General features: G+C 67.8%; 22 protein-coding genes and 7 pseudogenes. 11 read left to right on the top strand and 18 right to left on the bottom strand.

From position 1 onward, the window contains the following. Positions 1 to 65 precede the first annotated feature (65 nt). The 3 pseudogenes from IG78_RS43430 to IG78_RS51995 all read left to right on the top strand — a co-directional run. Positions 66 to 382, top strand: a pseudogene (locus tag IG78_RS43430) (glyoxalase/bleomycin resistance/dioxygenase family protein); the annotation flags it as partial. A 227-nt stretch (positions 383 to 609) separates the two neighbouring features. Beyond that, positions 610 to 930 (top strand): annotated as a pseudogene (locus IG78_RS52500) (helix-turn-helix domain-containing protein); the annotation flags it as partial. 49 nt (positions 931 to 979) lie between these two features. After that, positions 980 to 1,123: pseudogene (locus tag IG78_RS51995) on the top strand (IS5/IS1182 family transposase); the annotation flags it as partial. 149 nt (positions 1,124 to 1,272) lie between these two features. On the opposite strand, the pseudogene IG78_RS53080 reads toward IG78_RS51995, so the two are convergent. The 6 genes and pseudogenes from IG78_RS53080 to IG78_RS43425 all read right to left on the bottom strand — a co-directional run. Beyond that, positions 1,273 to 1,362: pseudogene (locus IG78_RS53080) on the bottom strand (hypothetical protein); the annotation flags it as partial. A gap of 48 nt (positions 1,363 to 1,410) precedes the next feature. After that, a complete protein-coding gene (locus IG78_RS0139635; RefSeq protein WP_051853509.1) occupies positions 1,411 to 2,511 on the bottom strand; it encodes a site-specific integrase in 1,101 nt (366 codons plus the stop codon). Between the two features lie 392 nt (positions 2,512 to 2,903). Beyond that, positions 2,904 to 3,617: a hypothetical protein gene (locus IG78_RS0139630; protein WP_157856035.1), complete on the bottom strand. Its 714-nt coding sequence runs from the start codon at positions 3,615 to 3,617 to the stop codon at positions 2,904 to 2,906. 33 nt (positions 3,618 to 3,650) lie between these two features. After that, positions 3,651 to 4,484, bottom strand: coding sequence for a hypothetical protein (locus IG78_RS0139625; protein ID WP_030574142.1), 834 nt, complete (start codon positions 4,482 to 4,484; stop codon positions 3,651 to 3,653). Positions 4,485 to 4,521: 37 nt separating this feature from the next. Then, entirely contained in the window at positions 4,522 to 4,962 is a 441-nt protein-coding gene (locus IG78_RS0139620) for a hypothetical protein (protein ID WP_030574140.1), read from the bottom strand. 80 nt (positions 4,963 to 5,042) lie between these two features. Then, entirely contained in the window at positions 5,043 to 5,222 is a 180-nt protein-coding gene (locus tag IG78_RS43425) for a DUF6233 domain-containing protein (RefSeq protein WP_037687582.1), read from the bottom strand. Between the two features lie 251 nt (positions 5,223 to 5,473). On the opposite strand from IG78_RS43425, the gene IG78_RS0139610 reads away from it, so the two are divergent. The 3 genes from IG78_RS0139610 to IG78_RS43420 all read left to right on the top strand — a co-directional run bounded on the left by IG78_RS0139610 (position 5,474) and on the right by IG78_RS43420 (position 9,566). Further along, on the top strand, positions 5,474 to 6,586 hold the full coding sequence (locus tag IG78_RS0139610) for a tyrosine-type recombinase/integrase (RefSeq protein ID WP_225882412.1): 1,113 nt from the start codon (positions 5,474 to 5,476) through the stop codon (positions 6,584 to 6,586). Between the two features lie 548 nt (positions 6,587 to 7,134). After that, the gene (locus IG78_RS50820) at positions 7,135 to 9,042 is read left to right on the top strand and encodes a tyrosine-type recombinase/integrase (RefSeq protein ID WP_199813366.1); all 1,908 of its coding nucleotides are present in this window, start codon (positions 7,135 to 7,137) and stop codon (positions 9,040 to 9,042) included. Beyond that, complete coding sequence (locus IG78_RS43420) at positions 9,039 to 9,566, top strand: DUF6262 family protein (RefSeq protein WP_078965944.1); 528 nt, start codon at positions 9,039 to 9,041, stop codon at positions 9,564 to 9,566. Before IG78_RS50820 ends, IG78_RS43420 begins: the two co-directional genes overlap by 4 nt. Positions 9,567 to 9,817: 251 nt before the next feature. On the opposite strand, the gene IG78_RS49870 is transcribed toward IG78_RS43420, so the two are convergent. Continuing rightward, the gene (locus tag IG78_RS49870; protein WP_051853506.1) at positions 9,818 to 10,237 is read right to left on the bottom strand and encodes an ATP-binding protein; all 420 of its coding nucleotides are present in this window, start codon (positions 10,235 to 10,237) and stop codon (positions 9,818 to 9,820) included. 56 nt (positions 10,238 to 10,293) lie between these two features. Beyond that, complete coding sequence (locus tag IG78_RS49865) at positions 10,294 to 10,488, bottom strand: hypothetical protein (RefSeq protein WP_030574123.1); 195 nt, start codon at positions 10,486 to 10,488, stop codon at positions 10,294 to 10,296. 529 nt (positions 10,489 to 11,017) lie between these two features. Here IG78_RS49865 and IG78_RS52945 point away from each other — a divergent pair. The 3 genes and pseudogenes from IG78_RS52945 to IG78_RS0139580 form a co-directional block, all read left to right on the top strand. After that, positions 11,018 to 11,353, top strand: a pseudogene (locus tag IG78_RS52945) (helix-turn-helix domain-containing protein); the annotation flags it as partial. Positions 11,354 to 11,507: 154 nt separating this feature from the next. Further along, positions 11,508 to 11,906 (top strand): annotated as a pseudogene (locus IG78_RS51990) (MmyB family transcriptional regulator); the annotation flags it as partial. Then, on the top strand, positions 11,906 to 13,078 hold the full coding sequence (locus IG78_RS0139580; RefSeq protein ID WP_030574117.1) for a beta-ketoacyl-[acyl-carrier-protein] synthase family protein: 1,173 nt from the start codon (positions 11,906 to 11,908) through the stop codon (positions 13,076 to 13,078). The pseudogene IG78_RS51990 and the gene IG78_RS0139580, both read left to right, overlap by 1 nt. A 327-nt stretch (positions 13,079 to 13,405) precedes the next feature. Here the strand turns inward: IG78_RS0139580 and IG78_RS51985 are convergent, their stop codons facing one another. The 5 genes from IG78_RS51985 to IG78_RS0139560 all read right to left on the bottom strand — a co-directional run bounded on the left by IG78_RS51985 (position 13,406) and on the right by IG78_RS0139560 (position 17,089). Further along, positions 13,406 to 13,792 (bottom strand): methyltransferase domain-containing protein, encoded by a 387-nt coding sequence (locus tag IG78_RS51985; RefSeq protein ID WP_249926163.1) that lies wholly within the window; start codon positions 13,790 to 13,792, stop codon positions 13,406 to 13,408. Next, a complete protein-coding gene (locus IG78_RS51980) occupies positions 13,789 to 14,412 on the bottom strand; it encodes a methyltransferase domain-containing protein (RefSeq protein WP_249926162.1) in 624 nt (207 codons plus the stop codon). The genes IG78_RS51985 and IG78_RS51980 overlap by 4 nt, the downstream gene beginning before the upstream one ends. Beyond that, positions 14,409 to 15,365 (bottom strand): ATP-grasp ribosomal peptide maturase, encoded by a 957-nt coding sequence (gene tgmB, locus IG78_RS0139570; protein WP_030574114.1) that lies wholly within the window; start codon positions 15,363 to 15,365, stop codon positions 14,409 to 14,411. Before tgmB ends, IG78_RS51980 begins: the two co-directional genes overlap by 4 nt. Next, positions 15,362 to 15,673, bottom strand: a complete 312-nt coding sequence (gene tgmA / locus IG78_RS0139565) for a putative ATP-grasp-modified RiPP (RefSeq protein WP_030574112.1) — start codon at positions 15,671 to 15,673, stop codon at positions 15,362 to 15,364. Before tgmA ends, tgmB begins: the two co-directional genes overlap by 4 nt. 435 nt (positions 15,674 to 16,108) lie before the next feature. Further along, positions 16,109 to 17,089 carry a CehA/McbA family metallohydrolase gene (locus tag IG78_RS0139560; protein ID WP_078965945.1) on the bottom strand — a complete coding sequence of 327 codons (981 nt, stop codon included), beginning with the start codon at positions 17,087 to 17,089 and terminating at the stop codon, positions 16,109 to 16,111. 818 nt (positions 17,090 to 17,907) lie between these two features. Here IG78_RS0139560 and IG78_RS0139555 point away from each other — a divergent pair. Both IG78_RS0139555 and IG78_RS0139550 read left to right on the top strand, forming a co-directional pair. Further along, on the top strand, positions 17,908 to 18,504 hold the full coding sequence (locus tag IG78_RS0139555; protein WP_030574106.1) for an RNA polymerase sigma factor: 597 nt from the start codon (positions 17,908 to 17,910) through the stop codon (positions 18,502 to 18,504). After that, positions 18,501 to 19,178 (top strand): hypothetical protein, encoded by a 678-nt coding sequence (locus tag IG78_RS0139550; RefSeq protein WP_030574104.1) that lies wholly within the window; start codon positions 18,501 to 18,503, stop codon positions 19,176 to 19,178. Before IG78_RS0139555 ends, IG78_RS0139550 begins: the two co-directional genes overlap by 4 nt. 330 nt (positions 19,179 to 19,508) lie before the next feature. Here the strand turns inward: IG78_RS0139550 and IG78_RS49850 are convergent. The 5 genes and pseudogenes from IG78_RS49850 to IG78_RS0139530 form a co-directional block, all read right to left on the bottom strand. Beyond that, positions 19,509 to 20,038, bottom strand: a pseudogene (locus tag IG78_RS49850) (DNA-3-methyladenine glycosylase family protein); the annotation flags it as partial. Positions 20,039 to 20,182: 144 nt separating this feature from the next. Further along, positions 20,183 to 20,632: a DUF6188 family protein gene (locus tag IG78_RS49845; protein ID WP_157856032.1), complete on the bottom strand. Its 450-nt coding sequence runs from the start codon at positions 20,630 to 20,632 to the stop codon at positions 20,183 to 20,185. Positions 20,633 to 21,069: 437 nt separating this feature from the next. Then, complete coding sequence (locus tag IG78_RS0139540) at positions 21,070 to 21,789, bottom strand: SGNH/GDSL hydrolase family protein (RefSeq protein WP_030574101.1); 720 nt, start codon at positions 21,787 to 21,789, stop codon at positions 21,070 to 21,072. Further along, entirely contained in the window at positions 21,786 to 22,253 is a 468-nt protein-coding gene (locus tag IG78_RS0139535; protein WP_037687584.1) for a cupin domain-containing protein, read from the bottom strand. The genes IG78_RS0139540 and IG78_RS0139535 overlap by 4 nt, the downstream gene beginning before the upstream one ends. 83 nt (positions 22,254 to 22,336) lie before the next feature. Continuing rightward, a complete protein-coding gene (locus tag IG78_RS0139530) occupies positions 22,337 to 23,173 on the bottom strand; it encodes a helix-turn-helix domain-containing protein (protein ID WP_030574096.1) in 837 nt (278 codons plus the stop codon). Positions 23,174 to 23,182: the final 9 nt, after the last annotated feature.

Below are 23,182 nucleotides of genomic sequence, written 5' to 3'. Positions count from 1 at the left end.
GGCAGGACGCCCCTCTGCTTGAGGAGGGGTGAGAGTACGTCCCCAGTCACGTACAGGCCGAGCGCGTCCTGATCGAGGGCGCCCCCGACGAGGAGACCCGCCTGGGCCGCCTCGGCGTCGAGGTCGAGTCCACGAGGAGGTCACCGCCGCGACCCCCCGTCCCATGGACGCCAGCCTGGCGACGTTCGAGGAGAACGACACGTCCTGCTGTTATGCCCTCCTGGACAAGGTCTGGGTCCACACCGGCAAGGAGCCCTGGGAGGTCTACGTCGTCAAGACCGACGCCGATCAGCTCGGCAAGAGCTCCGTCGGCGGCGGCGAGCAGACCGCCAACGCCGAGCCAGTCACGGCCGGCGCCGCCGGATGCGCCTGCGGCAGCTGACCCGGCTCCCACCCCCGTCCCACAGGCCACGACCGGCCTGCGGATGCCGGCCCCCGCCATGCCCTCCCCCCGTGGGACATCGCCTGGGCCGAATACTGCCCAGCTACAGAACGAGTCACCACGGCCGCGTGGATTCTGCCCACATGACTACTGCTGGATTCCTCTTTCGCTGGGTATATCTCCTGGTGGCGGGGTAGTTGCGGGTGCTCGGGGGCGGGTGCTGGGCGATGGTTTTATGGGCACGGCCGGAGCGTGACGAGGATGAGCGGGCTGTCGTTTGCCGCCTGGCGCGGGCGCGGAGGGCTCCGCGAGATGCGGTGATGCGGGCCCGGATGATCGAGCTGAGCTGGTCGGGTCTGCGGGTACCGGCGATCGCATTGGAGCTGGACTGCAGCCAAAAGACGGCCCGCTACTGGCTGCACCGCTTCAACCGGGCGGGTCTGCGGGGTGTGGATGATCTGGGTGGGCAGAGCCGTAAGCGGCGGATCACCGAGGAGGAACGGTCCCGGATCATTTCCCTGGTCAAGACGGTGCCGCCGGGGCGGCTGAGGTGGGAGCCCGTCGACCATCTGTGGGCCTTCGACGAGTTGGGACCGGCGAAGGGTGCGGGCCCGCGTCGAGCACGCCTTCGCCCGCATGAAGCACTACAAGATCCTCCGAGACTGCCGACAGCGCGGCTCTGGTCTCCACCACGCGGTCCAGGCCGTCGCACACATGCACAACCTCGCCCTCGCCGCCTGATCAGACAGGGCACAACCCCGCTCCGACCTGCATGACCAGAGCCTTCTGCAACACGCTTTTAGCGGGGTCACGCCTTCGGTTCGAGTTGTTCCCCGATCTTCGTCTCGCTGACCTCGACTCTGGTGCAGTCCTGTCCCGAGTTGCTGCTTGCGGTGTTCGGCGCTGGCCTTGTCGTAGCTGGCGGTGGAGGCGCGGGGAACGCCCGCGGTGTCGGTCCAGGTGAGCCCGTAGTTCTTCATTGTGATCGTCATAAAGGTATCTTCGCTGGTGGCACTGACAATGACCTCTCAGACGTCGTCCGCAGGGCGTAGTCGATTAACGGTGACGACGGCGTGCCGAGTGGTCCCGGAGGCGGCTTCGGCGGTCATCCCGTGCGGCGCTGTGATGTACGGCTCTCCGTCGTCGGTGCGGGCCCGGCGCCCTGGCCCGGCACCGCGCAGGTAGGCGGCGGCCTGCGTGGTGAGGGCAGGGGTGAGGCGTTGGGAGAGGACGCGCCGGCCGTCGGCCTCGACCCGCTGAATCACGAACAGTTCGCGGGAACGTCTGCGTAACGTGCGCTGTGCTGACGCCACGATCTCCGGACGCTCGATCAGCAGGTAGGGATCCAGCAGTTCCATCGCATCCGCCGGGACGTAGACCGTCCGCGGGCGGCTGTACTTCGCGCACTCGGCCAGGTCGATGACGGTGGTCGGCGAGCGTTGACCATCCATGAGACCGAGCTCGGGCAGCAGCAGCGTGGACCACTCCTGAATCCGCATGCCGGTCAACAGCGCCAGCTCACAGGCCGCCCGATTGCGGTGTGGCCGCCAACCACGGAACGTCTCGTCCAGGCCCGCGTCCGGGGTAAGCCCGCCGAACCCCACATCCCGGCAGTAGAGGTACTGATCCAGTTCCATGTGTCGAACCCGCAGGTCATGGCTGGTTCCACTCCCCAGAGACAACCCTCGTCCCGTCGATCGCCAGGGTCGTGTCTCGACGAAGCCGATGTCCTTGAGGAAGGCGTAGAGGCGGCCGATGGCGGCGACATCCCGATCCCAGGACGCTTCCTGAACGGTCTCTTCCGCCTCTTCCCGCCGCCAGACACGGAACTCTTTGATGTCGGCCTCCGTGGCTGACCGCAGGTCGGCACCCCGCGCAAGCAGGAAGTTGATCAGCATGAGCACCGAGTAGGCATAAGACCGCATCGTCTTCGCGTCCGTGCCGTCGAGAGCCAACGACCGGAACCACGTTGACACCGGCTCCACCGGCCGCATCGCCCCGTCGAGCAGGATCGGAGTGCCCGTAGGTATCCGACGCCGTTCGAACAAGCCGTTCAATTCGGCACGGCCTAGGCCCGCTACATCGCCGACCTTCCAGACCTTGTGTTTGTCGGTAAAGAACAGCTCCAAGAACGCCCCTCGAAGATTCCAGAAGTGACGATCTTGAACCTACGGAAGCACTGCCCGAGAAGCCACAGTGGATCTGATGAGACACATTTAAGTGTCTGGAGAACCATCGAACTTAGGTTCATACCACCAGCCCGGACCAGTGGGCAGCGCCGGAACTGCCTGCGCGAGCGCGACCTCTACCGGATACTCCACAGACCCAGCGTCCGACAGCCGAGGGATTTACGCGCGGCGGGTACCCTTCGGTTGCAGGCGGCGCTGACCTGGACAGCCCGCGGCCCGCCGCTCCAGGGGAACGGCGGGCCGACGAGAAGGCCCCCCAGGTGGTGTTGCACCACGACGGTACGTCTACCTGATCAGTGCGTCCATACCTCGGGCCCTACCTCACGCCACTCTCAGGGCAGCATCCGGTTGATCGTCGTCCTGGCCACCTTCGTGATCTGCTGGACCGCGGTGCGCTCAAGACCAGCACCCTGCACTGCCCACGTGATCAGAGGATCGCGGGCGTCACGCACATCGGCCCAAGCGGCAAGAAGATCCCTTGCCACGCGCTGAACCGTCGGTTCGCCGGACAGCTCACCGATCGGGGGCTGCTCCCATGCAGGGTGGATGGGAGCCTCGTCTGGCGACGGCGCGTGTGCCAGTGCCAGGCGCAGCCCGCGCGAGATCTGCCCGCGCACACGTGCCGTGATCAACACGCCGAGCGGAGAGCAGCCAGGCTTCTGCATCGCGTCGATCTCGCTCTGGTGCGCGTAGGCGAACAGCTCGTCGAGGGTGGTCGGCTCCACCCAGCCGTAGGCCTCCTCCTCTTCGATGCGCATCACCAGAGACTCGACTGCGGCGAGCTTGCTGCGCTGGTCGTCGACGATCGCGAGGGCGTGCAGGGTCGTCACCCACGGCTCAATCTCGGCCGCCGCGGTCTTGGCCCGCTCCTCGGCGTCCTGGGCCGCAACTTCCAGCTTGCAGACGGCGAGCAGTTGGCGCCCGTCCCGCAGATCCAGGCGAACCCCGGGCACCTTCCAGGTCCCGTGATCCTCGGCCCACTTCTGGTCGCCGATCGTGCGGACGATGTGGATGCCCTTGGCGCTGGGCTGCGTCGTGATGTCCATCGTGGTCTCCATTAGGGAGTTTGTTGGCGCTGCTCAGTGGTCGCTCCCAAGCACAGCGGTCAGACGCGCCTCCATGGACTGCTGGCGTTCCGCGTAGCTGCGCAGCGGAGCCCCTGTGACCTCGCCGGTGGCACGCAGGTGCTCGATCACGGCCTGCGCGGTGGCGGCACCCGGACTGTCGTAGTCCCAGCCGACCGGCATGGCCTGCTGGTTGTAGAGCCAGGCGTTGAATCGGTCACCAGTCAGCACCACCTGCATGCGGCGCCCATGCAGCGCGTCGACGCACCCCTGCCGCTCGTCGAACAGCGTGCGCGCCTCTTCGACGGACAGCGGGGACTCGCGTTCGCCCTTCGCCGTCGGCAGATGGTTCCAGAGGGCGGCCAGAACCGCACCTGTGTCGAGACCGGCGATGTCGATCCCGTCGGTTCCGCCGGACGTCACCTCGGCGGCCAGGTCCCGGCTGTCGGCCGCCGCCAGTTCGGTCTGTTCCCGCATGTAGCGGAGGACGTCGGAGGGGCCGAGGTCCGCGTCCTGCGCGATCTGGGGGATGGGGGTGCCGCTCTGGTGCGCGAGGATGAACCGATCCCGCAGGCAGAGACCGCCGAGACGGTGCAGACGTTCCCGAGCCGCATCTTCTGCCGGGTCCAGGTGCGCGTGGTAGGTGACGCCGAAGGGCGTCACGTAGTGGAGTACGGCGACGGTCTCGAAGAGATGAGTCTCTTGCCATCGAACCACTTCGCCAACGCGGGGCAGGGCCGTGACCTCCTGCTCGATGTCCCCGTTCAGGTCCACGTCGGGGCCCTCGGTCCAGCATTCACCGAGCCAGAAACGCACGGGGATCTGCGGGGCGCTCTCGTAGTCGTTCACGTCTACTCCTGGTGGGATTGCGTGGTCGGTGGTGGGCTCAGCGGCAGTCGCACGTGCGGGCGTCGAGGCCGCAGATGTCGCACTCGTGGGGGTAGCTGCGGCGGGCAGGGCCGAGTGAAGCCTTCGGCGGCGAGGGTTGCGCCCCGGCGGATGGAGCCACCAGTTCGGCGTGTCGTTGTAGGGGGCGCCGGTGGCCGTGTAGGCGACGTACTCGCCGTGGCAGCGGGTGTCCTTGGGTGGTGCGGATGCCGAGTGCGGCCGCGGCCTGCTCGAACTCGGTACGCGAGAGCGGTGCGAACCCCATGGCGGTGGCTTTCCGGGTGCGCATGCGGCCGATGGCGATGCGGGCGGCGAGGGAGGCAGTGTCGATGATCCAGCGACCGGCCCGCTTGACTGCGGCGACGGCTCCGATGCCGCACCAGGTGCGGACGGTGGCGACGGTGTCGCGGGCTCTGATGGCGGCGGCGGTGGTGTTCATCAGACCCCCCGGTGTAGCGTTCGCTACGTCCCTACTGTGGCGTAGCGAACGCTACACGCGCAAGGGGGCGGGAGAAGTCATCAGTCGAGCACCCCAAGCTCGGTGTCCGGGCGGCAGTGCGGACAGGCGTCAACGCCTCCGGCGAGCGCGTGCAGGGCCTGGTCGCGGTCGACGCCACGGGACCGTGTGCCGATCATGTGGCAGCCCCCGCGGTGCACGTACACCGGGTTCCGGTTCACGCCCACCCCCGTCTCGATCACCCAGTCCGGAGGCGGCGGCCGGTGCGCGCGACCCCGTGCCTTCTCGGTTTCGCGACGTTCCCCCTCGGCGTTCTCTGGGGGTTCGGGAACCGTGGTGTGACGTCGTAGTCAGCCCCCTCGTTGGGCCTGCTACGACGGTTCTCGGGGGGTTGTGGCTCTGCGGCGGATCGTTGCGATTGGCTCGTGGAGAAGAGGTACGGATGCGTGCTTTCCCTGTGCGGATGCCTTCAGGCACCCGGTACTGGACTGTGGTGGACGACGACCTGGTGTCGGTCGACGAGGCGGATCGGTTCCTGCGGGAACTTCGGCTGGGCCGCGGTCGCGCGGAGACAACGACGAAGGCGTATGCAGAGGGCATCTGCCTGTTTTTGACCTGGTGCTTGCTCACCAAGCGTGACTGGCGGACTGCGGCCCAGGATATGGGACTGTTCATGCTCTGGCTGCGGTGGACGCCCGGGAACGGCGGCGAGCGCCGCGTCGTGGTCCCGGGCCCCGGCTCGAAGCCGGTCCGCACCGATGGACGCATCAACAAGGTACTCACTGCGGTCCGCGGATTCCTCGCCCACGGGGTGGTGAACAAGAGCGTCCCGGGTTGGGTCCTTGAACAGATCTACGAGCTCGGCGACACGAACGACCTGCCGTCCGAGGCCCGTGGTGAGGACAGCAGTCTGCGTTACCGGCTGCGGGCCCGCCATCGGCTCCAGGAGCCGGAGACCGATGTCGACCGGGCCAGCGACGAGGAGATCGTGGCCATGTTCCTGGCCTGCCGATCAGCCAGGGACCGTCTAATTGTCCTGCTACTGGCCCGAGTGGGCCTCCGTCGAGGCCAGGTAGCGGGCCTGCGGCGGACGGATGCCCACTTGCTGATGGACTCCCGGTCGCTGGGCTGCGATATTGAGGGCGCCCACCTTCATGTCGTCCGGCGCCAGAACGTCAACAATGCATGGTCGAAATCCCGGAAGTCGCACGCACTGCCCGTGGACTTCCTGGTGGTGCAAGCATTCGACCAATACATGCTTGAACGGCACGGGCTGCTCGGCGCCGGCGGCAGCGACTTCATCCTGGTCAATCTCTTCCGTCCACCCTATGGCACGCCCGTCACCCCAGACGCGATCGGCGAGCTCGTCGAGTCGCTGGCGAAGAGGGCTGGACTCGGGCGGAATATCGCTCCGCACATGTGTCGACATGCCATGGCCAGCAACGTCAGTGACGCTGGTGGCACCCTCGACGAGGTGCAGGCTCTCTTGGGACAGAAACACCCAAATTCAGCCCGTCCCTACCTGCACCCCAAACCGTCCCGCTTGCGCGCAGCCGTCGAGCGGGTTCCTTCTCCGCGGACTGTGATCGACGGGGTGAGGAAGTGAAGGCTCTCAGCGCTTCCCACTCTCCGGCGGGCCGTGGGCAATCTGCCCTGGATCTGATGGAGAAAGTGACCCCGGAATTCCTGACCATGGTGGGCTGGGACCCCGCAGTCAGGATTGTCGTCTTCCCCATTGACCACCCGCTTGTCGGTGCCACGACTTGCCTACTCTCCGACTGCAAGCAGCGGCTGCAGCACGCCAAGTATCACGGGCTATGCGGTGGGTGTGGGAGGAGGTGGGAAAAAAGCGGGCTGACGTTCGAGGTATTCGTGGCTACAGTCGGACGGCGGTGGCGAGGAATCGGGGTCTCCAACTGCCATGTTCCCAAGTGCGCTCGACCTTGGGAGACGGCCCCCGGGCGCTTGTGCTATATGCACCGTCTTCAGTGCAACCGCTCTCGTCTGTCACTGGAAGAGTTCATCCGAAGCCCGCAGGCTCAGCCTCTGCCGGCGTTTGGTCCTTGCCTGGTCGAGGCATGCCTTCGTGACCGGGCCCGAGAGGCTCCCCCTTATTGCCGCGCCCACGAGCATCGATGGCGCAAACACCGCCCCGTGGACGAAGACGCCTGGCGGCGGACCGAACCAGCCGTCCCCGAACAGGGCGTCATCAGCCTGCGCGGCCTGTCCGACCATGTCGCTGCCGAGTTCCTCTATGCGATGCAGGAATGCCTTGCTGCGGGGATGAAGCTGCATGACTATCAGCTGCGGCCACTCTGCGACAAGGTTCGTCGACAGCAACTTGACTCGCTCAGCCAGTTGGATAGCGACGATCTCTCGGGCAGCTCAAAAAGGTGGGCCAAGACCTTCCTCAAACACGTTACGCATTCCCGACTGTCTGCAGAAACGGAACGGAAAAAGGACACTTGGATCGGGTCGGTCTTCGGCCTGAAGGGCCGCTTGCACTTCGAGGCGATCACCCAACCGTGGTTGCGCGAGGCAACGAAGGCATGGGCTCTGGATGATGTTCCACGTCGTCGGGGCCCGACCGCCACAGGAACGGTCCAGCGACAGGTCAATGCTATGGCCCGTCTCTCCGAGAGTTTGCGGCTCAACCGATCTGACGGCGGTGTAGATCTGCGTCTGCTCACCAGGGAGGACATCACTCTCTTCCTCAATCGACTGCGGTATCTCCGGGAGAAAGGGGAGATCGCAGCGTCCCGCCACTGCGAAGATGCCCGTGCCTGCCGTCGATTGCTGATCCGTATGCGGACTCTGGGTCTCACGCAGCGGGGCCAGATTCTCCACGGGCTGGCGGACGATTTCTGTCTTCGCGAAGGAGATATTCCGGATGACCCTGAAGACACTGAGGCTGGCCGGGATCTTCCGGTTGAGGTGATGCGTCAAATCTGCGCCCACCTAGACATGGTTGCAGACACGCAGAGCCGCACAGCGATTGAGCTGCTGATCGATACCGGTCGGCGCCCGGGCGAGATCGCTAAGCTACCTTGGGACTGCCTTGACAAAGATGGCGATGGACAGCCTGTTCTGATCTACGACAACCACAAGGCACTCAGAAACGGGCGGCGCCTTCCCATCTCCGAAACCACAGCCGCCCTCATCGTGACGCAGCAGCAGCGAACCAGGGATCGATTTCCTCATACTCCCAGCAAAGACCTCCGACTGCTGCCCTCCGTGGTGACCAATCCGCATGGCACCAAACCGATGGCGCACAACACGATCGGGGACCAGCACCGAGCCTGGGTGACTTCCCTTCCCAAGATCCTTGTTCCCACCTTGGTCGAGGTCGACGGCGAGCGGGTGACGAAGATGCTGCCTTTCGACAAGTCGAAAGTTGTTCTCTATGCCTACCGGCACACCTATGCCCAGCGGCATGCCGATGCCGGGATTCCGGTCGACGTCCTCAAGGTCCTGATGGACCATCGCGAACTCGGCACTACCCAGCGTTACTACAGGGTTGGGCAGGAGCGGCGCCGTGAAGCCGTCGACCGCGTCACCACGATGCAATTCGACCGGCACGGCAAACGTGTCTGGCGCACAGCCAAGGCCCTGCTCGACTCCGAGCACGCGCGCCGGGCCGTCGGCGAGGTCGCCGTCCCCTACGGCGTCTGCACCGAACCGTCGAACGTCGCAGCCGGCGGCCACGACTGCCCAGTCCGTTTCCGCTGCGTCGGCTGCGGTCACTTCCGCACGGACATCTCCTACCTGCCCGACCTGGAGGCATACCTCGCCGACCTGCTGCGAAACCGCGAACGCCTGGCCGCCTTCGCCCACGCCGACGGTTGGGCGAGGGACGAGGCGATGCCCTCCGATGAGGAGATCACCCGAGTCCGCCGCCTGGTCCGCCGTCTCAGGGAAGACCTCGACGACCTCACCGACGACGACCGCCTGAAGATCCAGGAGGCCGTCACCCTAGTCCGCCGCAGCCGCCAAGTCGTCTCACTCGGGATGCCCCGCATCCGCCAGCCCCTGCCCAACATCCGCCCGGAGCGAACCGCATGACCAGCATGATCGAGGGGCGCCGAGCCGACTCGGCCCGGCGCCGCGAACGCGTTCTTAAGGCCCTCGACGCCGCCCTGCGGGCCGGCGAGGACATCACCGTCGCCTCGCTCGCCCGCACGGCGCGAGTGGACCGCACGTTCCTCTATCGCCACCGGGACCTGCTCGAACGCGTCCATGCTGCCGCCGCAGCACCGCCGCCGGAAGGCCGCCAAACTGCCGTGAGCAGGGCCTCGCTCCAAGCGGACCTGGCCAACGCTCTTGAGCGGAACACCCGCCTGCAGACACGGGTCCGACAGTTGGAGAAACGGCTTTCCGAGTCGATGGGGCAATCAGCCTGGGCTGACTCGGGACTCGGCGCCCCCGTTGACGTCGATCAACTGCAACGACAGATCACGAGACTGGAACAACAACTCGCCGACGTGCACGACGAGTTGAACGAGCGAACCGACGAGCTCGACGCGTCACGAGCCGCGAACCGAGAACTGACCCGAGCACTCAACCACGGCCCTCGGGAGACTCGCTGAACTCATCCGATCCGGCGATAGCTCCACACCTGTTGCACTGGGTAGAGTCGCAGACACTGGCGCCGAGCTGCATCAACGCGGAATCTCTACCGCGGCAACAGCTCGAACCCCCAGAGAATCAGCGATCCAGCGGCGGAGGCGCGCGAAGTTCTGCCCCTGGACGCCAGGCGGTGGCTGACCGCGTTGTCATGGACGACCTTGGCGTCGGTGTTCCGCCCGCGAGGCGGGCATCGTGGCCAGCTACGAAGCTGTCAGGGAAGGTTGAGGCGTGCCCATACCGCCTTGTGTCCGGGGTAGAGGGCGGTGCCGTGGCTGTGGGCGAGGCAGTCGATCAGGAGCAGGCCACGGCCGTGCTCTGCGTGGTGCGGGGGCCGGCGGGGCGCCGGCGGCTTGTGCGGCCGGGAGTCGTGGACGGCGATGTACAGGTGCGCGGATCCGGGCACGGCGGTGGGGTGCAGGATCAGGAGCATGCCGATGAGCCGGGAATGCCGCCAGGCGTTGGTGAGGAGTTCGTCGACGACCAGGGCTGCGTCGGCGATGAAGTCGGTGTGGTGGGGCAGCCAGCGGGTCAGGGTGGCGGTGGCCTGGTGCCGGGCGAAGGGCACCACGGTGGGCAGAGCACTTTCCTCGCGCTGGTAGGTGAAGTGGGCCCGGGCGGGCTGGAGAGGCACTCGGCGGGTTGGGCCGGTTGCCGGCTCGGCGCCCGAGCTGATTGCGGCGTGGGGGGTCACCGTTCGTCTCCGACGGCGGGGCGGGGTGCGGGAAGCTCGGCTTTGCGCTGGCGGACGGCCAGCAGCTGCGCGAGCAGGGCATCCAGCGCGGCGAGGGGGAGCGGGCCGGTGGCGATGCCGCGGGCCCAGATGGCTGTTTCGCCGTCCCAGGAAGCGGCGGGCACGGGAACCCATGCGCCGGGCCCGATCATCTGAAGCGCCTCGGGCGGGGCAGCAGCCGGGGGTGGCGCGCACTGGTGCCGGTGGGCCAGGCGGCCGGGATCTGTGTCCAGACCCAGCTGCGCACTACGGTGTGCACGAGCACCACCGCGCGCGGCGTGCGCGGGGCGAGGTCGGCTGCCGGGATGGGGGCCTGCCACCAGCGCTCGTCGCGGGGGTGCCGGCCGGGCGCGTCACAGCGGGCCGCGGCCGGGCACGAGCACACACCAGGAGCGGTGCGCTGGGCGAGGGCGAAAGGGCGGCCCAGCGGCGTGAGAGGGGTGCCGGGAGCGGGGCCAGCGGACGGGTCGGGAGGTATTCGGTCGTGCATAGAAACGATCACCTGCCGTGCATCGACGAAGCGGGGCGCCTGCCAAGGCAGCAGCTCAGGCGCGTGCGGCGCCCGGCGCCGCAGCAAGACGTGCGGCCTGGCCCGCGGGGCGGGGGAGGAAACCGGGACAACCGCGCCACTGGCCGATTCTGCGGCGAAGAGTGATCCTCGTGTAGACGCACCGTTGTGCCATGTTGAATCAGAAACTATTCGGCGGGTGTAGGACCCCCGGGGGTCCAGTGGGAGGCAGCATGCCGGTATGTGACCCCGCGGGGCTGCGCCTGCTGCTGCGCACCGCCCGCGCCCGCTGCGCCCCCGCGACCTACCCGGCCCTTGGCCCCTTGAGGCTGAAGGCCGGGCTCACCGCGGCGCCCCTGACAGGGCCCGCGCACCGAGGGCTCAGCCAGGAAGAGGTGGACCTGCTAGCCGGGCTACCGGAACGCACCACCGGACGTCTGGAGCGCGGACTCATCGCCGCACCGACAGCCACCACCCTGCGGGCCGTGGCCAACGTGCTGCGTCTGTCGGAGGAGGAGTGGGGGGTGCTGTGGCTGGCGGTCTACGGCCAGCAGCCCTCCCCGAGCGCGAGCCTGCACCCGGGCGCAGCAACCACGGTCCCCGCGGTCTGGCACCGCCTCATCCAGCAGGTGCCCACACCCGCCTACATCTGGCTGGGACGTCGTCGTCGCCAACCCCCATGCCCACGCGGTATGGAACAACGCCATGCCCGACAACATCATGTGCTGGATCCTCGGCACACCTTCCGCCCGCGAGACCGTGATGATCGACTGGGCCGGACACTGGGCTCCGCTCGCCGTCAGCCAGCTCCACTACGCCCTGCTGGCCCACCCCGACCACGCCCGCCTGCGCCAGATCCGCGACCACATCCTGCAAGACGAGACGGTGCGCGCCCTGTGGCGCCAGCGCCGCGACCCCTACCTGCACCCTGATGGTGACCGGCGGCGGATACGCCACGGCACAACGGGGGAGGTCATGCTCATGGACTCCGCCGCCGCCCAGCCCCTGGGCGCACCCGGCTGTCGCGTGATCTTCATGGACCTGATGCGAGAGGTGACCTGATGCCGCTGTACTGCTGGCCGGCCGCGTCCATCGACGGAGCCCACCCAATCACCACCGACGCCATCGTCGACGAGTTCCGTGCCGCTCACCCCGGGCCGGTCGCCGACCGCGCACCCGCCCTCGCACACGCCACCAACATCTCCACCCGTGGCTGGATGCTGCCGCTTCAAGCCGCAACCAGGCGCGGCCTGAACGGACTCGGCCTGCTGGGCGGCACTGACGGCGCACGGCGAGCCCTCGCAGAAGCGGACCTGCCCCCCGAGTCAGTGGAACGGTCACTGGCTGCCCTCACGGCGGCACCGGCGTGCCAGACCGCCGCTGAGCGCACGAAACCGGCCTGGGAGCAGGTATGCACCTACGGACAGCGTGCCGCCGAGAACGCCCTCCAGCGTGCGGGCCTGCACCCGAGGGACGTCGACGCCTTGATCGTCAGCAACAGCACCGTCCCCACCCTGCCCGGCCTCGACGTCCACCTGGTCTCCCAACTCGGGCTCCGCGACGACGTGATGAGCATCCCCGTCACCCAGTGGGCCTGCGGCGCCTCCACCCGCGGCCTGGCCCTCGCCGCCCGCTTGGTCGCCGCCCACCCCGACACCGTGGTGCTGCTCGTGGTCTCCGAAGCCCTCAGCACCACCTACCAGCCCGCGGACAACAGCATCGACGCCCTCATGACCAGGCTCCTGTTCAGCGACTGCGCCGCCGCCATCGCCGTCACCGGCCGCCACCGCACCGGCCACTGGCTGCGCCTGGACGCAGCCCACCACGCCACCCTCCCGCACACCGCCCACCTGCACCGCCTGGAAAGCGAAGCCGACGGCGTGCACTTCCGCATGGACCGGGCAGGACCGCGGGCGATGGCAGCAAGCCTGCCCCCCATCTGGCAGTGGCTGGACACCCGCTACGGGCCCCACTGGCGACCGGACCTGCTCCTGGCCCACCCCGGCGGGCCCCGTGTCCTGGAGCAGATGCGCGACTCCCTGCCCGACGGCTGGCCCCCCGACCTGCTGGACCCCACCTGGAGGGCGTACGCGAGCGGCAACCGTGGCGGCGCCTCCGTCCTGGACCTCCTCGACCGCACCCGCCAGTACGGCACGCAACCCGGCGCCCGCACAGTGCTCTACTCCGCCTCACCCGGACTGCACACCACCGCCCTCGCCGGAGAAACGCTCTAGCGAACGGCTCCCACTTCTCACGCTGTTGGTCCGGTCCGCCAGACCCGCCGGATGTAGTCGAGCAGGCGAGCCGTCATTCAGCCGGTGATGCCCACAACGTCGTAGAACCTGGCCTCCGAGATCCTCCGTAGGACCCGTGCCCCAGCCCTGCCACAGTACTGATGCCGAAGCTGGTCGTGCCGCTGGCCAATGAGAAGAGAAACACCTGCGCCGTCGCGGGGGATGCGGCCGCTCTCGCCCCAGCAGCGGCCGTGCAGCGTGCCGAAGGCACCGAAGCCTGCTGTTCACTGTTCACGATGTGCGTGCCTGGTGGCTCACCCGCTTCGCCTACATCGACCAGGAGATGGTCTGGCCTAGTGGTGTGACGGTGACCTCGAAGCGTTCCAGGCCTGGGGCGCCGCCCGATCGCCAGACAGCCACGTGCTCTTCTACCGCGTCCCACAGCCGCTCCCCGCCGCCTTGCCGGACGGTCCAGGTGTCGTCGTCTTGTGTGAGCGCGGCCCATGACCCGGAGGTGGCGTCCAAAAGGACGTGTTCGGCGCGCCCCTTGCGATGCAGGATGAAGCGCTGGGCGCCCGGCGCGGCGATCTGAGCGACGAACCGCGTCGTCCAGTCGTCCAGCACATCGGCGGCGAAGACCGCGGGCCGCTCGTCCCCGGCGTCCATGTCGGGGAGGGTGCCGAGCGGCGGCGGGAGCTGTGGCCGCGCGATCATGAACGAGATTCCGCCGCCGAGGAGCGGCCGACCCATGCGTAGGGCACGGTGGTGACGCCGCAGGTGGCGATGGTGCGGTCGTACGGGGCGCCGTCCGCGTGGCCTGTCAGGCCGTCGCCCGTCACCAGGTGCGGGTGGAAGCCGACTCGTCCCAGCGCGGTGCGGGCCGTGCTTGCTACGTCTGCGTCGACCTCGACGGACGTCACCAGGTCATCGCCGAGAAGGTGACAGAGGAGCGCGGTGGAGTAGCCGGTCCCGGTTCCGATCTCCAGCACCCTGTGCCCGTCAGCGACGTGCAGGTCGTCGAGCATCCGCACGACGAGACCTGGCATGGTGCTGGACGAGGTGGGGGACCGCAGGATCTCCCCGCGGATATCCGCCGGCACGATCGTCCCGGCGATCTGCGTGACCAGGGAGTCGTCGTCGTAGCAGCGTGCGAGCCAGGGAGGATCCTCTGGCATCACCGGGCTCCACGCGGTCGCTCCTGGTCCGTTGATGCGCTCGAAGTAGCCGCCGCGCAGGAACTCGTGCCGCGGCACAATTTCGACAGCGCCCCGCCACGGCGAGCCGGCAGCGATCTTCCCGGCCAGGGCCAGGCGGAGCGCCTTGTCCTCGCTCATGTCGCAGTCTTCCTCTCCAGCAGGTCGGCCATGGCCGCGACCATCGGCAAGCCGGTTTCCGCCTCGAGCCAGGCCCACTGTCCCGAGGGATTGCACTCCAGGAAGACCCACCGGCCCTCGCGGTCCACGGCGAAGTCGAAGCAGCCGAAGACCAGCCCGAAATGCTGCAAGTAGCGGTACAGAGCGGCAGTGATGTCGGGCGGCGGGTCTACGACGGTGTCGGTGAGGCGGCTGTAGTCGGTCCGCCAGTCCAGCAGATCGGAGTCGATGCGCACGGCGAACACGCGGTCCCCGATGGCGGTCACGCGCATGTCGCAGATCTTGTCGACGCGCTGCTGGAACAGGTGGACCGTTCCCGACACCGCTTCGTCGATCTCCTCGGGGGCCACGTCGGCCACCTTCACCGTGCACGAGACGCCGTCATCGTCCCGGTACAGCGGCGCCGACAACGGCTTGTAGATGACGGGCCCGCCTGCCTTGATGAAGGCACGGACGGCGTCCGCATCGCTGGTCAGCAAAGTGGACGGCACGAGGAACCCGGCCGATGCGGCTGCGGCGAGCCCGGACGGCTTGAACTCGGCGTCGCCGATGCGGTGCGGGTGGTTCACGTACAGGCAGCCCGGCAGGGAGGCGATCACTCCGCCCAGGCCGTAGCGGGCCTGGGTGGCAGCGAAGCGGGCGGTCTGCTCGTCCAGGTGGGGAAAAATGAATCCGGAGGGGCGACGGTAGTACAGGGAGCGCACACTTCCCAGGTCGGCGGTACGTGAAGGCGTCGTCAGCGTTCCCGTGAGGCCTTCGCTGGTGAGGGTGGCCGCGAGCGACAAGGTGGCGGGGAAGTCGCCGGAGTCGAACCGTACGACCGGGATCTCCCGGTGGTGCAGCTCATTGATCACAAGGTCGGTCGTGGGATCGTCGAGGTTGGTCACGACCAGCACCGGCCCCGGATGCGTCACTGGTCGTTGTCGTTTCCCTGGTCCTGGTCCCCGCCGCCCGCGCCGCCGCCACCTGCACCATCGGATGGATTACCGGTGTTGGTGGCCGGGTTGGTACCCGTGCTCGTGCCGTGGCCCGGCATCATCATCGGTTTCCCGGTTGCGTCGAAGTAGTTCGTGGTCTGGGTGACGGGATCCAGCTCGGCACGGCCGTAGCCGGGTGCAAACGCCGGATACGGAGCCATACGCCGCAGTCCCCACGGGGCCGGCGTGATGCTTCCATCCGCCAGCCCGGGCCCGGACGGTACACGGTCGGAATGAGCGAACATCACGTGCCCTTCTTCTCGCCGGTTCTGCTACCTCATCTGCCATCCTGCCCGCACGTCACGGTGGCAGACAGCGGAATGTGAGAGGGGAGGCCGAAAATAATCCTGCGGGCTGCCCCCAAGGCCAGCGAGCCTTAATATCCTGCCGTCCTGCAGTCCTGCCGGTGGCACCGGGGCTGTTATGCCATCTGCAAGACTGCCTGCTACGAGCGGGACGAGGGCTGGGCGGTGAGGCGAAGGTGGCGGTGGACTGTCATCACATAGGCTTGCGTCGTCGTTCGCCGCCTGCTGTGGAAGCGCGGCATCAGACCGATGATTGCCCGACGTGGTGTGGCCCACCGCTCAGGGCGACGCGCCGACCTCCATCAGGGCCTGCTTGAACTGGCCTGCGGCCTCATCTGCCTCCGTCGTCTGCGCACTGTTGGGTGAAACGAGTGGTCAGACGAGGATGATCGGATTGGTGAGGGCAGCGACGTCCCCATTGGGATGGCGGACCTCGACGCGGATGAACATGGACTCCTCCGCCGTCGTGGCCCACTGCGCCACACCTGCCCCGGCGCCCGGGAGAGACGCCCGGTGAACCTTTCCTCCATCGGTGTGGAAGCTGACAGTCCCCACCGGCACACCCCGCACTGCTGCCCGCACTTCGACCTGCCCACCAGACGTTGCTAGCTCTTCGCCCACCCCGGCAGCGTGACCCCCAGCATGGGCAGTGAACGTCACGTCCACGTCCGCCGACTCCGCGATCCAACTGCGGCCGGCACGGATTCCCGCCAGGATCGCCTCGGTGCTCAGCTCCTCGGCGAAGACCACGGTATGAGGGATGCCCACCTGCCCTGCCAAGTGGGTGTCGCTGTTGCCCATCGCCGGCCGCCACGCCCCCGTCTGAATGTCCGCTGCGAGGCTGCGCCCCCATTCCGCCAAGGCGGCCTCGTTGTCGGCGTTCCAAGGTCGGTCCGAAGTCCACAATCCGTTCCAGATCTCCACCACGTCGAAGCCCCGGAGGGGGAACATGAAGTCGCCCGACGGGTAGGGTGCGTGCGGGTGCGCGGCCACGCACAGCCCTCCGACTCGATGGACCTGGTCCAGGCACTGATCGATCAACCCGTCCCTGACCTGGTGGTGCCAGTCGATGACCTCGCCGGGCTTGATGCCGAGCGCGAGCCAATGCCCGGTCTGCGTAGTCACTTCCTCACCGAGAATGATCAGGAAGTCATCGGCAGCCAGGTGACCCCACACACCGGATCCCGCAGCGGAGTTGTGCTCCGTGGTCGCCATGAAGTCGAGCCCGGCAGCAGGTGCACGAACGGCCAACTCCTCAGGCGTGAGTTCCCCGTCCGAGTGAACCGAGTGGACATGACAGTCCCCGCGGTACCAGGCCGCCCCGCGTCCGACCGCCCGCGTCGGCGGGAAGCTCAAGTCCGACAAGGTTCTCCCCTCAGAAATCTGTCAAGGCAACGCGCAGCCAGACCTACCAGTTCCGTAGCATCATTGAGCGCCGTTCTCAGCCGATAGTTCAGATCGCATTCTGCAACGAACAATAAGAACGCAGCGAACAATAAGAACGGTTGGATGGGCCCCTGCAGGCCGCATCGAGTTGCACCAGCGGTCCCGGAGCCGCACGGCCGGAGAGCCTCTGCACGCAACCAAATCCTGAGCAGAGACGCCCTTCGTTTATACAGTCTGGGCGCAAGGCGGAACCACTCCAACTGACCACACGTCCGAGGTAGAGGAATTTTTGATGCCGTCCCACATCAGGACCGGCATCCCACCGTGCTGCCCGCCAAAGCCACCTGCCACAGCACGATTCTTTGCTACCCCGCGGGCCCGGACGCCTCATGGCGGAGTTCGAGCCGCCCGGCCTCTCGGCGTGAGGGTTCGTGAGGCGGCGCGCGCACACGGGCGAGCGCCGGCCGCGCCGGGCGTACGCGGGTTGAACGACGGTGGTGTGACGCAGAACACTGCTGGGCGCGCGGGAGTAGCTGCCCTCCGCTACCTGCCGCATTCCGGCAGGTCAGAGGAAGAGCGCAGTGGCCCTCTGACCCGCCACGTGATGGCGGAAAGTGCCGGGTCGCAAACGTTGGGTGATTTTCCTTCCGGGGCAGTGCGTGAACGGGGCGGCAAATCACTTAGGTGGGTGGCAGGCCAACCGGCCCTCGACGCCTGCCCCTTGGCGTCAAGCCCGTACCCCTGCCCGAGAGGAATCCGCCGATGATCCACGCCTGCAGGAGGCGCATGTGAGCGACGACGCTCCACAGGACGGCCCAGCCTGGGAGGAGGGGGCCGGGATGTCGCAGTCGATGTACAGCCCGCTGGACCTTCCCATCGACTTCGAGGCGTTCTACCTCGGGCACCAGGAGGCCTTCCACGGCTACGCGGAAGCCCACTTCGGCACCCGTGCGGCTGCTGAAGAGGTCATACACAAGGTCTTCCTGGAGATCCTGGCGGGCTGGACGGACCTGCTGAGCACCGGCAACCTCGAACAGGGCGCCTGGGCCATAGTGCGCCGGGCTGTGCACGACCGCCTGGAGCTGGAGGGGCGGCTGCCCGCGTTCATCGTCAACGGGCCTATCACCCAGGCCCTGGCCGCTACCCGGGACCGCATCCAGGCCATGGAGTCCAGCTCAGGCCTGTACGAAGCGATCGGCGAACTGCAAGGGCGGCAGTTCGAAGTCATCGTGCTGCGCTTCATCCTGGGCTACCCCACTGTCAAGGTCGCCTGGTACATGGGCATCGACGACCGCACCGTCGACCACCACATCCGCCGTGCCAAGGAACGTCTGCGCACCAAACTCCAGATTCCCCAGGACCGCAAGAGGAAGGGAGAGCAGTGACCGCCACCCTCGAGACCCTGCTCACCAACGCACGCATCCCCCTCTCCGACCCCAAAAGCTTCGACATCGCCGCCGGCCTGCGCCGCCTGGCCGCCGACGCCTCCCAGAAGACCCCCACCCTCGCCATCGCCCGGGCCACACAAGCATCCCAGCGCCTGAACGTAGTCTGCTGCTGGGTCCTCAACGAGCCGGGCGCACCCGAACACGTCGACAAGATCGCCGAAGGCCCCGACGGCGGACCGCTCACCGAAGAACAGATGGACGTCGACGGCACCCTGATCTTCGGCTGCCTGCTGTATCTGACCGGGCACCCGGAATCAGCCCAGTTCTGGTGGCAGCTTGCCGCCGGCGCCGGCAGCCGCGCCGCGGCCTACACCCTGCACCTGCACCACCTCGCGCTCGGCGAAACCCGCAGAGCCAGGCACTGGTACCACCAGCTCACCCACTCCATGGCCGACACCGCCCCACCCGACGCCGCGTTCCTCGAGGCCCTGGAAATCCTCGCCCGTTACGTACGCGGCCATGGCTCCGGCTCCCGCGCCCAGGCACCCTCCGGCCGCCTGGAAAGCGAGGTCGACCGCCTGGCCGCCCGCACCCCGAACAACTCGGTCATCGTCGCCCGGCCCGACCAGCAACTCGTCGCCCAGCTACAGCAGTTCGCCTCCGGCCACTGACCACCCGCCACCCAAGGAGACGCCGGTGAACACTCCCAAGCCCTGCCAGACCGCTTCGCCGATGAGACAGGCGCCCGCCAGGCCGCGGAGCAGGCGGTGCGGGCGCGCCGCACCGATGCACGTGCTGTACGGCGCCTGCTACGGCATCGGCACCGGAGTGATCGGGGCGCCTTCGTCCTGCTCAAACGCCTGCTGTAGCTGTCGCTCCAGCAGGCAGCAAGGGGAGGGGGAGGGCTCGCCGGCGGACGTCCGCGCCGATGAGCCCACACCCTTGGATGGTGAGACTGAGCGCAGCGCTGCGCGGCCCTTGCTCGACCACTCGTGCGCCTCTCACAGGCGTTCGATGCGGCTGAGAGCCGCGCGCGGTGCGCGCCGGGCGGGGGCCCGTCCGCTCAGCAGGATCAGCCGTGCGGCCCGGTGCCGCTGACCCGCGTACGGGGCAAGCAGATGCAGCATCTCAGCGTCGCCCACGCCACGGCGCCCGGTGAGCGCGTAGCCGACACGGCCGGGCAGGTTCAGGTCACCGGTGGTGAGGGCATCAGCGGCGCCGTTGGAACGCTGCAGGACTTCCGCCGCGGTCCACGGCCCAATCCCTCGACGAGCTGCAGGCGCCGCATCGCCCCCGGCAGATCCATGTGCACGGCTTCCTCCAGCCGCGGTGCATGACGGCAGGCACGCACGATCGCCGAGGACCGCTTGCCATCGACGCCCGCCCGGTGCCATTCCCAGGAGGGGATCCTCGCCCAGACCTGCGGGGCGGGAGGAACACGCATGGCCTCCGACGCCTGGCCGGGCGGGATGTCGCCGTATGCCAGCAGGAGCCGCCGCCACGCGGCGAAGGCCTCCCGGGTGGTGAGCCGAAGCGCGATGGTTGTCACATAGGCAGGCTGGTTGTCACCGACGGTGTTGTGGACGGTTGAACCTGATGAGCCGGGACGCGCTAGTTGGAACCTGGTCTCGCTTGTTGGAACCAGTCGTCCCGCCGCGGCGCCGGTGGCAGATTCTCAGTGCTTCGCCTGATCTTGCGGGTTCTCATTCGTTCTGGAGCCGGACCAGACGCCGAGTTCTCCGCCGGGCAACGATACGAAGCGCCATCCTCCTGGTCCTGTGATCTGCCAGGCTTCGAACGATGCGTCGGCCGAACAGTTCAGATGCACGCCACTGTTGAACACCATCCGCAGTCCACCGGACTTGAACGCAACCGCTGACAGGACCTTCGCTCCGAACAGTGGAAGAGCCGCAGCCACGTCCTGGGCCTCCGGCGTCAAAGGCAGGCCGGGATTGGCGCGCAGTGACCCTGTCGAGAGCTGAGCTGGTGCTTCCAGCACGATCTCCCACTCTTCCTCCAGGTCGAGAGTCAGTCGAAAGTCGATACTGATCTTCACAACACTCAGGCCTCGAAGACTCAGGACCCACCGGTCCCCGTGTTCGACCGGATCCATTTCAGCACTCATCACCACATCATGATCCACCCCGTCGCAGGCCCCCAGGGATTTCCCTCCTCCACGGGCCGAGGGTGCTGGTTGCCCGGAACTGGTTCCAACAAGGATGACGATTCACCGAAGGTTGCAAGAAGCGTGACCATTTGCTTCCAACATGCGTGTCCCGCGCGGGATAAACCACAGGCCATCACGACCTCGCGGTTCCAACTACCGCGTCCCGGCACACCTGAGCGCGACAGGCCGACAACTGTGGTCATCCGGCCTCGGTACTGGCGGACTCTCGTAATCAACTGTCGCCAGTTCCCCGAGAAACCCAACCTGCCGGTGACCGTGTGTGATCCCCTAACGGCGTATCGGCTCCGGGTCCCGCCGGTCTCGTTGAGCCGGCGGGTGGTGGTTTTGTCGTGGTAGCCGAGAGCGTTACGCAGGAAGGGGGCCGCCGGAACCGGCTACGCGCTCCCGGTCGGGAGCCAGGTGTCAATGACCTCGGCGACAAGGGCGGCGCCGCGGCTGTTCTGATGGATGTGGTCGGTCGTGAGCACGAGACCCCGGCGCCGCGAGATCGTGTCGAGGCTGCGGCGCAGCAAGGCGCGCCGGACCAGGACGCTGACGCTCGCTGCGGGCGTCGGGTCCCGGTAGGGGATCGGCGGCGGGTCCGCCTGGCTTAGTTCCTCGGTCTGGCGTTCGTGGAGCGGGAGGTAGGTCGCCTTGTTGGTGGTGGCGACCTCGGCGATCATGCGGCTGTACGCCTGTGATGCCCGTGCCGCGGCTCCGTCGAGTTGTTGGCCGAGGACCGGGAGGGACAGCAGAGCGATCGTCGCGTCGGTCTGCGTTCGCAGCCGTTCGACGACGGCTCCCAGGCACTGCTGGAACCAGCCGGCCGACGGGCGCTCGGGGAGTTGTTTGCGCTTCATGGCCCGCTCGACGGGGTAGCTGGCGAGGCTCGCTCGGGCGTCGTTGGTCCCGATCAGCACGGTGATCACGTCGGGTTCGTCCGCGACGACGGCATCGAGGCGCCGTGAGAGGTTGTGGGCGAAGTCGCCGTTGACGCCGAAGCGGGCGAGCCGTACGTCGCCGGGAGGTCGACGTCGTTCGAGAAGGTCCAGGTAGTCGACGCTCAGTTGCGCGCGGGTGAGGCTGTCGCCGAGGCACGCGACACGGGTCGTCACGGTGTTCGCGGGCCGGACGTGCCGGCGCGCTCGGGCAGGCGGGCTTCGGTCCGGGGACGGTGCTCGGTGCCGAGGCCAGCGGTGATGGTCAGGATGGACGCCGGTCCCGCCATGTCGACCGCGTGCCATGTCCCGGCCGGGTTGACGGTGGCCTCGCCCGGCCCGAGCACAACCCGGTCGGGCACTCCGTCCACATCGCGGGTGACCGTCACCGACCCGCTGAGGCAGACGACCAGTTCGTCGCCTGCGGGGTGGCTCTCCCAATGGTCGCCGAGGCCGTCGCCGTCGAAGATCGTCACCATCCGGCCCTCGGCACCGTCCGCCGCGACCGCGGCGCTGTAGGCATGGAGCACCTCCGGGTCCCAGGCGAAGCCCTCGACGGGTTTCGCTCTCGACCCCAGCGCGAGGTGCACGGGGGTGGTCCGCAGGTCGATGGCGTTGGGTTCGTGATTGACGAGTCTCATGCCGACGATCGTCACAGGACAGCAATAGGGTGGTCTTGAAGAAAAGGGAACGGAAGCCGACGCGATGGGCGGCCGGTCGGCGACTACCCAGTCCCGAGCAGGACTTCGCCGCGACGCCATGCTGTCGGCGATCGGCCCGTGAACTCGCTCCAATCCCGAACGAGATGGGCCTGGTCGGCGTAGCCGGAGACGGCCGCCACATCGGCCCACGGAAGCGGGGCGTGCATGGTGGCCAGTTCGTGCGCGTGCTCGAAGCGCAGAACCCGGGCGAAGGTCTTCGGCGACAGGCCCACCTCACCGCGAAACCGCTCGGTGAGGTACCGACGGCTCCAGCCCAGTTCTGCGGCGACCTCCCCAACCTGGACGCGGCCCCGCGCGGCCAAGAGGCGGCGCCAGGCCTCGGCTACCTCGGGGCGCACCCGGGACACGGGGTCGCCGCCGGCGCCGCGGCCGACGGCTCGCAGGAGCAGCTCGTCCAGCACGGCGAACCGCGCGGCCCATGTCGTCGCCGCGCGGAGCCGGTCGACCAGCTCGACGCCGAGCGCTCCGAGAAGCTCGTCGAGTGGGACCAGTCGGTGGGCGAGATCAGCGGCGGGCATGCCGTAGACGGCCCGGGCCCCGAGCGGTGTCAGCGACACCTGCACGCCTTCCTGGCGTCCGTCGTGGTGGATCGCGACGGCCCGGCGCATCAGGCCGCCGGCCACGCTGCCGAATCGGGTGACCGGTGACCCGTCGTCGACGCCCGCCGCCACCTTCAAAGGGCCGGATAGACTGATCACCGCAGTGAGCACGCGGCCCGGCGGGCCGCAGTGCAGCGCCGCCGGGAACCCACGAAGATCGAAACCGACATACGAGCCGACGTACCGCCGCAGAGCGGGCGCCGGACGTGCATAGATCCTGGTAACCGTATGGTCTTCCACCCTCGCAGG

Origin of the sequence: Streptomyces aureocirculatus, assembly GCF_000720475.1 — a bacterium.
GTDB classification, from domain to species: domain Bacteria; phylum Actinomycetota; class Actinomycetes; order Streptomycetales; family Streptomycetaceae; genus Streptomyces; species Streptomyces aureocirculatus.
Note: the sequence above shows the minus strand (reverse complement) of the source record. Positions and strands in the feature narration are given on the sequence as shown.